Source organism: Nostoc linckia z4, from assembly GCF_002608075.1.
GTDB lineage: Bacteria > Cyanobacteriota > Cyanobacteriia > Cyanobacteriales > Nostocaceae > Nostoc > Nostoc linckia.
This window is the reverse complement of the sequence record NZ_LAHA01000063.1, coordinates 34,986-46,821: the sequence shown is the minus strand read 5'-3', so window position 1 is coordinate 46,821 and position 11,836 is coordinate 34,986. Positions and strand designations below refer to the sequence as shown.

Annotated in this window: 8 protein-coding genes; 6 read left to right on the top strand and 2 right to left on the bottom strand. The window is 41.1% G+C overall.

Annotated elements, in window-relative coordinates:
- Positions 1 to 408: 408 nt before the first annotated feature.
- The 3 genes from sfnG to VF06_RS32150 all read left to right on the top strand — a co-directional run bounded on the left by sfnG (position 409) and on the right by VF06_RS32150 (position 4,289).
- Entirely contained in the window at positions 409 to 1,503 is a 1,095-nt protein-coding gene (sfnG, locus tag VF06_RS32160) for a dimethylsulfone monooxygenase SfnG (protein ID WP_099071062.1), read from the top strand.
- Between the two features lie 106 nt (positions 1,504 to 1,609).
- A complete protein-coding gene (locus VF06_RS32155) occupies positions 1,610 to 2,818 on the top strand; it encodes an SfnB family sulfur acquisition oxidoreductase (protein WP_099071063.1) in 1,209 nt (402 codons plus the stop codon).
- Between the two features lie 286 nt (positions 2,819 to 3,104).
- Positions 3,105 to 4,289, top strand: coding sequence for an acyl-CoA dehydrogenase family protein (locus tag VF06_RS32150; RefSeq protein WP_180267514.1), 1,185 nt, complete (start codon positions 3,105 to 3,107; stop codon positions 4,287 to 4,289).
- Between the two features lie 469 nt (positions 4,290 to 4,758).
- Here VF06_RS32150 and VF06_RS32145 read toward each other — a convergent pair whose 3' ends face one another.
- Positions 4,759 to 5,577 carry a phytanoyl-CoA dioxygenase family protein gene (locus tag VF06_RS32145; protein ID WP_099071064.1) on the bottom strand — a complete coding sequence of 273 codons (819 nt, stop codon included), beginning with the start codon at positions 5,575 to 5,577 and terminating at the stop codon, positions 4,759 to 4,761.
- Positions 5,578 to 5,814: 237 nt separating this feature from the next.
- On the bottom strand, positions 5,815 to 7,260 hold the full coding sequence (locus VF06_RS32140; RefSeq protein WP_099071065.1) for an MFS transporter: 1,446 nt from the start codon (positions 7,258 to 7,260) through the stop codon (positions 5,815 to 5,817).
- Between the two features lie 1,064 nt (positions 7,261 to 8,324).
- Here VF06_RS32140 and VF06_RS32135 point away from each other — a divergent pair.
- The 3 genes from VF06_RS32135 to VF06_RS32125 are packed head-to-tail and all read left to right on the top strand — an operon-like array spanning position 8,325 to position 11,794.
- A complete protein-coding gene (locus VF06_RS32135) occupies positions 8,325 to 9,557 on the top strand; it encodes a sedoheptulose 7-phosphate cyclase (RefSeq protein WP_099071066.1) in 1,233 nt (410 codons plus the stop codon).
- Entirely contained in the window at positions 9,557 to 10,393 is an 837-nt protein-coding gene (locus tag VF06_RS32130; RefSeq protein ID WP_099071067.1) for an O-methyltransferase, read from the top strand. The genes VF06_RS32135 and VF06_RS32130 overlap by 1 nt, the downstream gene beginning before the upstream one ends.
- A 6-nt stretch (positions 10,394 to 10,399) precedes the next feature.
- Entirely contained in the window at positions 10,400 to 11,794 is a 1,395-nt protein-coding gene (locus VF06_RS32125; RefSeq protein ID WP_099071068.1) for an ATP-grasp domain-containing protein, read from the top strand.
- Positions 11,795 to 11,836 lie beyond the last annotated feature (42 nt).

Below are 11,836 nucleotides of genomic sequence, written 5' to 3'. Positions count from 1 at the left end.
CCTTCCCCTTTCCCCTTTCCCCCTTCCCCTTTCCCCTTTCCCCCTTCCCCTTCCCCCTTCCCCCTTCCCCCGCCAAATCACAAAAGCGAACTACTAAGAGTTAGCTTTATTCCATTTTGGAATACAGAAATGAGATTTAAGTATATCGAGTCACAACATCTGAGCAAGTGTCGTGATAAAGTCTGAACTATTCATAAATACGGTAATTTGGTCGGATTATAGTATAATCTCAGCACAAAGCCTGAAAGTCTTTATCTGAAAACTGAAAGTAGTTTCTAGCGGCCCTGAAATCTTGATTCTAATTAGGATTTTACCGTCTAGGTTTTTGGCTGTATTGTTGGCGATGAAAAATTAATCACCAACCATCAGACAAATAGCCAAAAAGTTTCCATTACACACACACAAATTATGACTGATATTAAGTTCGCATACTGGATTCCCAATGTTAGTGGCGGGTTAGTGGTAAGTAAAATCCCCCAACGCACAAACTGGACTTACGATTACAACGCTCAATTAGCACAAACAGCTGAAGAAGTGGGGTTTGACTATGCGCTAGCACAAGCTCGATTTATCGCTAGCTATGGTGCTGAATATCAACTTGAGGCATTTACAATAGTGTCCGCCTTAGCTCCAGTCACCAAGAAGTTAAAGTTAATTGCAGCAGTTCATCCTGGATTGTGGCATCCGGGAGTCGTGGCCAAAATTGGTTCTAGCATTGATTTTATTTCTAATGGTCGGTTTGCTCTAAATGTAGTTAGTGGCTGGTTCAAAGATGAATTCACTATCTATGGCGAACCTTGGTTAGATCATGACGAACGCTATCGTCGTTCGGAAGAATTTATCCGCGTTCTCAAAGGTTTGTGGACAGAAGATGAGTTCCATTTTAAAGGTGACTTCTACCGCATCAATGGTGGTTGGGTGAAGCCTAGACCAATTAACCAACCACATCCAGAAATTTTCCAAGGTGGTAACTCCAAAGCCGCCCGGCGCATGGCTGGCCGCGTGTCTGATTGGTATTTTATGAATGGCAATACCATAGAAGGGGTGCGCGAGCAAATTGCAGAGGTGTCTGCATTAGCTCGTGAAGCTGGACGCACCATCAAGTTTGGTTTGAATGCCTTCATCATAGTCCGGGATACAGAAGCTGAAGCCCATGAAGTACTGCGCGAAATCATTGCTCAAGCGGATGTAGAAGCAGTCAAAGGATTTGGCGAAGCCGTGAAACAGGCGGGAGCCGCAACTCGCGAACGTCAAGGAATGTGGGCAAATTCTAATTTTGAAGACTTAGTACAATACAACGATGGCTTCCGCTCAGGATTGATTGGTACACCCGAACAAGTGGCTGAGAAGATTGGCCAATTTTATGAAGCCGGAGTTGATTTAATTCTTGGCGGTTTCTTACACTACTCAGATGATTTACCTGCATTTGGTCGGACGGTAATTCCTATTGTGCGCGAACTCAAAGCTCATGGTCGGACAGCTGAAGAATTAGTTCAAGTATAGATTGAGCGGAAAATATTCAACACAAGCGGTTGTTGTGGATGAGAGCTGCTAATTAATATCCTTTCTGTTTTCTAATGTGCGTGGGAGAGATTCAAGGAGTTTTACTATGACATCAATCATCAATACTGAAAAAAAGGCCCATATTATTCAGGATGACCAAGAAGCGATCGCCATCGCCCATGAATTGGCCGCTGAGTTTGCTAAGGGTGATTCCGAACGCGACCAAACTCGGCGTTTACCTGCTGAAGAAGTAGAAAAGTTCTCTCAAAGCGGATTGTGGGGAATTACAGTTCCGAAAGAATACGGTGGTGCTTTTGTCTCTAATGCCACCTTAGCAGAGGTCATCAAAATCATTTCTGAAGCTGACTCTAGCCTTGGTCAAATTCCCCAAAATCACCTCTATATGGTGGAAGCCATTCGTTTAGATGGTACACACCAACAAAAGCAATTGTTTTTTGATTTAGTCCTCCAAGGTAAGCGATTCGGTAACGCCTTCTCGGAAATCGGTACAAAGTCGGTAACTGATATCCAGACTAAATTGCAGCCAGATAATTCTGATTATGTACTCAACGGACGAAAATACTATTCAGCTGGCGCATTGTTAGCTCATTGGGTTCCCGTCATCGCCAGTAATCCAGAGGGTAAGACAGTGGTAGCATTTGTGGAACGAGATGCCGAAGGACTCACCCTACTTGATGATTGGACTAGCTTCGGACAGCGTACCACTGCTAGCGGTACCACCATTATTGAAAACGTCAAAGTCAAAGCAGAACACGTCATTCCCCATTATTTAGCATTTGAGCGTGCCACACCAATGGGTGCGATCGCCCAAATTATCCAAGCTGCTGTAGATGTGGGCATTGCCAAAGCCGCAGTTCGTGACACCATTTATTTTGTCCGCAACCATACCCGTCCTTGGGTAGATAGCAATTTAGAAAAAGGCTACGAAGACCCCCTTACGCTCTATAACTTTGGTAATGTCCAAATTCAGGTTCACGCTGCTGAAGCATTGCTGCGACGTGCCGGTGAATTTATCGACATCGCCAACGCATCAAATTTAGAAGAAGCCAAGGTAGTGGAAGCATCAATCGCAGTTGCGGAAGCCAAAGCCCTAGCCACCGAAGCCTCAATACTAGCCGCCAACAAGTTATTTGAATTAGCAGGTACTAAATCCACATTGGAACAATTTAACTACAATCGCCACTGGCGCAATGCCAGAGCGCATACACTCCACGATCCCGTGCGTTGGAAGTATTACGCTGTTGGTAACTACTTCCTCAATGGTGTCTATCCTCCCCGCCATCCTTGGCTTTAAGATTCCCCAGCCTATGAATCAATCTGGTTTAGTTAATGAATTTATCTGTTCAGGCAATTCTTGGTAGGGAAAAAGCTTAACTAAACTGTATTGGGTTAAAGCGTTGATTGTTGACTGTTGACCGTTAACTGTGAACCGTCAACAGTCAACAATGTAGCACCCAAAATGAGTGATTCTATAGGTAAATTATGAATTGAAATACCGTAAATTTAAAAATTTAATTCAAAAATTTAGCTAAATTTATAATTGCTCATTGTAAGAGAGTGAATGGAAAAATTGGTAAGTTATGCAATTAATAGACATTAAAGAATCGCAAAGTTATTTGGATATAGCTAAATCTTTAGCAGAGGAATTTGCCCAAACTGCGGTGGTGAGGGATGTGAAAGGTGGAACACCAAAAAATGAACGCGATCGCTTGCGTGAAACTAACTTACTGAAACTCATAATCCCCAAAGAATACGGCGGGTTAGGGCAAAGCTGGATTACTGTTTTGCAAATTACCCGTGAATTTGCCAAGGTTGATAGTTCGATTGCTCATGTGTTTTCTTACCATCATTTAGGCGTAGTCATTCCCCATATTTTTGGTTCGGCAGAGCAGAAACAACGCTATTACACAGAAACTATTCGCAACAATTGGTTTTGGTGCAATGCCCTAAACCCTTTAGACAAAAGAAATATTCTTACCCCAGAAAATAATTATTTTCGACTTAACGGAATCAAAAGTTTTTGTTCGGGTTCCCATGATTCGGATATATTACCGATTACTGCCATTCATCAAGAAACTGGTGAATTGATAATTTTGGTAATTCCGACCCAACGCTTGGGTGTTACTGTGAATGATGATTGGGATAACATAGGACAACGGCAAACAGATAGTGGTAGTGTGACTTTTGAAAATGTGTTGGTTTACCCAGAAGAAATCCTGGGTATTAGAGACAAACCAAGTCAACCTTTCACTACTATTCGTGCTTGTTTGACTCAATTGAATTTAGCAAATATTTACTTGGGAATTGCTCAAGGAGCATTTGCAGCCGCGAAAACATACACTCGTACAAAAACAAAACCTTGGTTAACATCAGGCGTAAAAAATGCAAATCAAGATCCTTATATTCTGGAAGACTATGGGAAAATGTGGGCCGACCTGCAAGCAGCTAGATGTTTAGTTGACGAAGCAGGAGAGTTACTGCAAGCGACTTGGGAGCAGGAATGGTCACTGACAGCAGAACAACGGGGAGAATGTGCGCTCTTAATCGCTAGCGCTAAAATTGTGACTACTAAAATCGGTTTAGAAATTACTAATCGCATCTTTGAAGTTATGGGCGCACATGCTACCAGTGCAAAATATGGTTTCGATCGTTATTGGCGCAATCTTCGCACATTCACGCTCCACGATCCTGTCGTTTATAAAATCAGAGATGTAGGAAACTGGGCACTAAATGATGAATTACCAAAACCCAATTTTTATTCTTAAATAAAAATAGGTTATGGCGCAATACAGTTCAGTTAAGCCTTTCTTTCTTCTCTTTGCGTCCTTCTCTGACGAGACGCTGCGCGAATGCGTCCTTGGCGGTAGCCTGCGGCAAGCCGCTACGCGTCTACGTTAAAAAAATTGAATTTGACCAAGAGTTTTAGCCTTAACACCAAGCGTATTAGGTTATGGCGTAGCAGCGTGTCAAGGCTAAAATGTGGCAATAGATTTTATTGTGGGATGGGTGTCCTCACCCGTCCGGGCGGGCAGGATGCCCACCCCACAAGAATTTATTAATGCACTATTTTAATCTAGACACGCCACTACTGGCGTGACAAGTCTTAAATGTTGCAATAGATTTTATTGTGGGATGGGTGTCCTCACCCGTCCGGGCGGGCAGGATGCCCACCCCACAAGAGTTTACTAATGTACTATTTTAGCCCGGTCACGCCACTACGTATGTTTCTCCAAATCAAATATGAGTCCTATGGCGATGCACTTCAACTCTAGGAAAGATATCACAGTCTATTGGCTCACCAAATTTTTTGGTTTTCAATGAATTAAATTGTGGTAAATCAATTTCTTCGAGAGGTTTGAAAGGCCATGCTTTCGGACGCTGATAATAAGTAACATCATCGCCAGTCCAATTCGTAACTATTGCGCGTCGTTGTGTAGAAGATTTGTTAGTTACTGAGTGATGAATCGTCAGAAAATGATGAATTAAACAATCTCCAGCCTCCATATCCCAAGAGAGAATTTCGTGAGGTTCTGGTTCTACAAACCACGAAGGATTCGATCGCTCGCGTAATTCTCTGCCCCATTGATGAGAACCTTTGATATACTCTAATCGGCCATTTTCTTGTTTGACAGTATCTAGAGCCAGCCAAATTTTACAACACTGCCAACCTTGTACAGGCCAATAAGGTAGGTCGTTATGCCATCCAATACGGCCATTTGCTTCCGGTCTTTTTACAAAAAAACCATCAGCTAAAAAATTTAATTTTTCCGATTTTAAAACTCCAACTGCAAGTTTTGGTAATGGAGATTCAAAAGCCAAAGCACGGAAATCAGCATCAACAAGCCATAAGCTACTGGTATGTTCCGCACTCGCTTCTTTTTTTGGTGTATTCTTTCCCTCTAAAGGGCCAGGGATTGATATATTCTTGTCAACTGCTTTTCGCATCCGTTCTATCCAGATGTCATCTAAAGCATTTTTGACACAGATAACTCCATCTCGTTCAAAAGCTTCAACTTGTTGAGGACTAATTTTTGGTGTGTCTACCTTGAGCATTTTCTCTTTTTTCAGATTTTGAAATTCAACTATTTTGGATGGAAACTCCAAAAAATAAACAACAGCACATGGTGGTTGATTGTTGACTGTGAACCGTCAACAGTGAACAGTCAACAATAGCAATAGAATAGTTTGTTACCACCTAACAAAGCTTTTTCAGTATAAAGTAGATATTTAGTTAGTCATTCTTTCTGTAGATGGACTATTTTTTGACAAATCCAGTGAAATAATTTCACTCTAACTACTGAGATCCTTTTTCATAATGAGTGGTACTAGTGACGCTAAGCGTAATATACCAGATACAATGAATACTTCGGTTATTCCCAAAGAGCCAGCGAACTGAACAATAAAACCGCCTATAGTTGCTCCCAAAGCACCACTCACCCCAGCAATAGCAGCTGCGATCGCAAAATAAATAGACTGATTTTTTAGTGGTACTATTTCAATCTGGAGATTGTTGTTACACAAATCAACTCCTCCCCAATTGGCACCAATGAAAATGTGTAACAAAGGCAGCCATAACCACAGATTCAAAGGACTAGAACCCATCCACAGCCATAGCCACGGTATGACTGCAATCATCATTCCTGTAAAAACTAAAATCCGACGATTACCAATTTTATCTGCAAATTTTCCCCAGACAATTAACATTACCATGTGTGCCCCAGCTCGCAAGCTGTTGTAAAAAGTTACCCAACTCACATCTAGATTTAAAGTATCCAAGAGGTAAAGGTTAAAAAATGGGGCACTGAGGTTAACACTAAATGTCCATAAGCCGAAATAAAGCAAAAATAGCAAAAAATTAGAATTTTTCTGAATAATACTAACTAAATCGTTTTCTGGTGTCAGTATTTGCTTTAAAAAGATTGCATCAGATGTTTCCCCAACTTCCTTTGGTGATGAGTCTGCCTGAATCTTGCTAGTTTCAGACGAGTTAGCATAATAACTATTTTGTAATTGGGGATTCACATCTACCTGGAAATACTGACACCCCAAGCTAACCATGCCAAAGAAAATACCTGCTAACAAAATCACTCCATAACCTTGGATGCTTCCCCCATACCAATGGGATACAGTCAAACCTGCCAAGGGTAAACCAATTAACTCGGTAAGATTGGCAAGACTATTGCGTAGCCCAAAATATCTGCCCCGCAACCGTCGTGGAACTAACATTGCTATCCAACTCAAGCATGATGCAATTGCTAATCCTCCTAAAAGATGAGTGCATAGCAGAATTGAAAGCGACAAAATTGCCAACTGGTTGGAATCCAGCCATCCCCAGTTAAAGCTAAAAATGGCAATTACTAAAATTAGCCACAGTAATCGAGCAATTCCATGTGTCCGTAGTGAATACTCAAAGCGGCTGGTGCTGCGTTCAGATAAGTAAGCACCTATGGGCTGAAACAAATGTACCAACATAGGTATAGAGGATACCAAGCCAAACACCACCGGACTAGCATCCAACTCCACCAAAAAATTACCTAGCAAAACTGCGCCAGTGGCAATAGAGAAAAGTGCTGCGAAAATTCCATCAGCAGTGGCAGCCTTTAAACTAGTACGAATCGCATCTTTAGAAATACGAGAACCTGCTGTTGGGGTAGGAGCAAGTGTTGTTGATGGTGGTGTAATCTCAGCAATTTCTACACTAACAGATGTGCCTATTTCAATTGGAGCAAAATCCATAAATCTAAGTAGTAATTAAAAAAATAATAATGGAGTATCCCAATTAGAGCGTATCTATAAAATCCCTAAAAAGGGAAAAAAATCATCCCTCAAAAACAAAAATTTTCGATGGATAAAGTTGAACCTATATGTATAAATACTCAGAAGAAAAATTCTTTTTCTCAAACAAGAAATCACTTGCTCTCAACTTTTATAGGAATATGGGATACTTGAAGCGGACAGCAATCAAAAATTAAACTACTATAACCATTATGTAAGCATATCTTAGTACACATTATGGTCAAAAAAGTTGGGAATTTGATTGTTTGTAAGTTGAATTGAGGATTTTTACTTAGCGATCGCCATCAAACTCTATTAAAAGTAATAGATAAAGCTACAAGAAAAAAGTCAACCACGTAGTAAATGTATCATTTATAACTTAATATTTTAGCTTAATCTTTTGTTACATACTTCTTAATTTTCCCGCTGACTTGCTTGTGGCATGAATGACATAGCGTCATTTCGGTATCAAAGATTAACTTTTGAAATTAAGTCTCAAATGCCCAAATCCTCTAAATCTGGTTTTTGTTTTGAAATCTACCTTTGGTGTAGGTGCAATTTTTGAAAAATAATGATATGTTAACTAATGTAAACAAGTGTCTAAGCTTTCTCGGCAAGTAAAACCACTCCCTTAGCTTGCTTTTAAACCTCTATTAAGCTACTACAAGTCCGTGAATCTTGAGGCTAGACATAGAATTGACAGTCTGATATTCTGATAAAATCTATGAAGTTTTGTTACGGAAATTTGCGATACCCTTAAGGTTCAGCGAAGACTTAAGGACTTTTGCTGTGCTGATGAAATGACATGACATGCACTTCATCTTTAGTGCTGTAATTTGTGATTTCTAAATGTGCAATCCAACAAAATTTCATCTAGATTTACGTCTTTTTCACCACGAATCGCAGGCAATTTTCTTGCATAGGACATAGATGTCGGCAAGTTAAGTCACTCTCAAATAGAGTGCTTACATTTGTGATGGCATCAACATCAAAATGACAATTTTTTAACCTAGAGGGCAAAATTTGTGACCATAGTTCAAACAAAACTCGCAGCTACCGAAAACAAATTTCACGTGGAAGCTTATGAAAAGATTGAGTATGAATTAGTTTATGTAGATGGTGTTTTTGATATTGCAAATCCAGAACTTGCAGAGATATATAGAAGTTTTGGTAGATGCTTGGCTGTTATCGATACCAATGTCTACAATTTTTACGGTACTCAGATTGAGAAATATTTCCGATATTACGGCATCGAACTGAAGGTTTTTGCTCTGACTATTACCGAACCAAACAAATCTATTCAAACCTTTGAGAAGATTATAGATGTGTTTGCAGACTTCAAATTAGTGCGAAAAGAGCCAGTATTGGTAGTGGGTGGTGGTTTAATTACAGACGTTGTGGGTTTTGCTTGCTCTACCTATCGTCGTAGTAGTAATTACATTCGGATTCCTACTTCTTTGATTGGTTTGATTGATGCCAGCGTCGCCATCAAGGTAGCAGTTAACCATCGGAAGCTGAAAAATCGTTTGGGTGCTTATCATGCTTCCCAAAAAGTTTTATTAGACTTTTCTTTGCTGGGGACATTACCGACAGACCAAGTCCGTAATGGGATGGCAGAATTAGTCAAAATCGCTGTAGTTGCTCATCAGAATGTGTTTGAGTGGCTAGAAAAGTATGGTAAAGAACTACTTGACACTCACTTTGGTAATCTTGATGCAACTCCAGAGATTAAAGAAATAGCTCATCGTCTAACTTACGAAGCCATCAAAAAAATGTTGGAGTTAGAAGTACCTAACCTCCACGAACTAGATTTGGATAGAGCAATTGCTTACGGACATACTTGGAGTCCGACTTTGGAACTTGCGCCACGCATCCCGATGTTTCATGGACATGCAGTGAGTATCGATATGGCCTTATCTGCAACCATCGCAGCTAATAGAGGATATATCACAACTGAAGAACGCGATCGCATTTTAGGATTACTCAGCAATTTGGGTCTAGCTCTCGACCATCCTTTAATGGATGAAGAACTATTGTGGGACGCTACTGAGTCTATCAGCCTCACACGAGATGGTTTGTTGAGAGCTGCTATGCCCAAACCAATTGGAACTTGCTTCTATATGAATGATTTGACAAGGGAAGAATTGGCCCAAGGTTTAGCAGACCATAAAGAGCTTTGCGTTAGTTATCCTCGTGGTGGTGAGGGTGTGGATATGTACCCTGTTTATCAGACAGAATTAGTTGGGAGTGCAATCTAATGTCCACCACAATTCCCAAGCCCACAGCTAGACCAGTCACACCGGTAGGAATCTTAGCAAAGAAGTTAGAAGCTATTGTCCAAAAGATTAACCAACGCACAGATTTACCTGCGGAGTTAGTCGATAACATCACTCAAGCATGGCAGTTGGCAGCTGGTTTAGATCCTTATCTGGAAGAATATACGACCCATGAATCAGCCGCTTTAACTGCACTTGCCGAAAAAACATCTAATGAAGCATGGCAAGAACGTTTTAGTGAAGGCGCAACAGTACGACCTCTAGAACAAGAGATGCTATCTGGTCATGTGGAAGGACAAACACTGAAAATGTTTGTTCATATGACCAAAGCCAAAAGAGTACTGGAAATCGGGATGTTCACCGGTTACTCTGCACTGGCGATGGCTGAAGCATTACCAAAAGACGGAGTGCTGGTTGCTTGTGAAGTAGATCCCTTTGCGGCAAAAGTTGGACAAGCAGTTTTTGATAAATCTGCTGATGGTCAAAAAATCCGGGTGGAATTAGGGCCAGCTTTGGAAACTTTAGATAAGCTAGTTGCAGCTGGAGAATCCTTTGACTTGGTGTTTATCGACGCAGATAAAAAGGAGTACATAACTTACTTCCAAAAGTTGCTAGATACCAATTTGCTAGCACCGTCAGGATTTATTTGTGTAGATAACACCTTGCTGCAAGGAGAAGTTTATTTACCCACGCAACAACGCACTCCCAATGGTGAAGCGATCGCTCAATTTAATCGTGCCGTAGCACTCGACCCTCGCGTAGAACAGGTAATACTCCCCCTACGAGATGGCTTGACGATTATCCGCAGAATTGCGTGATTGAGTATGGCACAATCTATTTCTGTTTCTTCTTCGCCTGCTATACCGTCTTTTCCTTCAGAGACAAAAATAGCTGTAATTATCCAAAATCTTTTGACTTTGGCGTTGCTATTATTAGCACTGCCATTCAATGCCACCATTGTTTTAGTAACTTTGTTGTGGCATACCATCTCGCGTCCTTTTCAGCAAGCAACCACCAAAACAGCAAACCCCAAAAATGTCCTGATTAGTGGGGCTAAAATGACCAAAGCTTTACAGCTAGCGCGGTCATTCAACGCTGCTGGACACAGAGTGGTGTTGATAGAAACCCACAAATATTGGCTATCTGGTCATCGATTTTCCCAAGCAGTGGACAAATTTTATACCGTTCCTGCACCCCAAGAAAATCCAGAACGCTATACTCAGGCTTTGATAGACATCATCAAACAAGAAAATATCGATGTCTATGTGCCTGTAACTAGTCCATTGGGTAGTTATTACGACTCCCTTGCCAAGCCAATGCTGTCGAACTACTGTGAAGTATTTCACTTTGACGCAGATATTACCCAGAAATTGGATGATAAATTTGCCTTTGCCGAAACAGCGCGATCGCTTGGTTTATCAGTACCTAAATCCTTTAAAATTACTTCTGCTGAACAAGTTCTAAATTTCGACTTCTCCCAGGAATCTCGCAAATACATCCTCAAGAGCATTCCTTACGATTCAGTACGACGTTTAGACCTAACCAAGCTTCCCTGTGCCACCCCTGAAGAAACAGCTGCATTCGTCAAAAGCTTACCAATCAGCCCGGAAAAGCCTTGGATTATGCAAGAATTTATTCCTGGAAAGGAATTTTGTACCCATAGCACCGTCCGGAATGGCGAACTCAGATTGCACTGCTGCTGTGAATCTTCAGCGTTTCAAGTCAACTATGAAAACGTTGAAAATTCCCAAATCAGGGAATGGGTGAGGCATTTCGTCAAAGAACAGAAACTTACAGGACAAGTTTCCTTTGACTTCATTCAAGCTGAAGATGGTAGAGTTTACGCCATTGAGTGTAATCCCCGCACGCACTCTGCGATTACTACCTTCTACGACCATCCCCAAGTTGCCCAAGCCTACCTCGATAAAGAACCGATGGCTGAAACATTACAGCCATTGCCAACTAGTAAACCAACTTATTGGACTTATCACGAAGTCTGGCGTTTGACTGGTATCCGTTCTTTCACGCAATTGAAAAAATGGATTGCAAATATTTGGCGGGGAACTGATGCAATTTACAAACCAGATGACCCGTTACCATTTTTAATGGTGCATCATTGGCAAATTCCTTTACTCTTGCTCAAGAATCTACGTCAGCTTAAAGGCTGGACGCGCATAGATTTCAACATCGGCAAATTGGTGGAATTGGGAGGGGATTAATACCCAGGCTGCTACGGATTACCAAGAAATTACTACTACTGG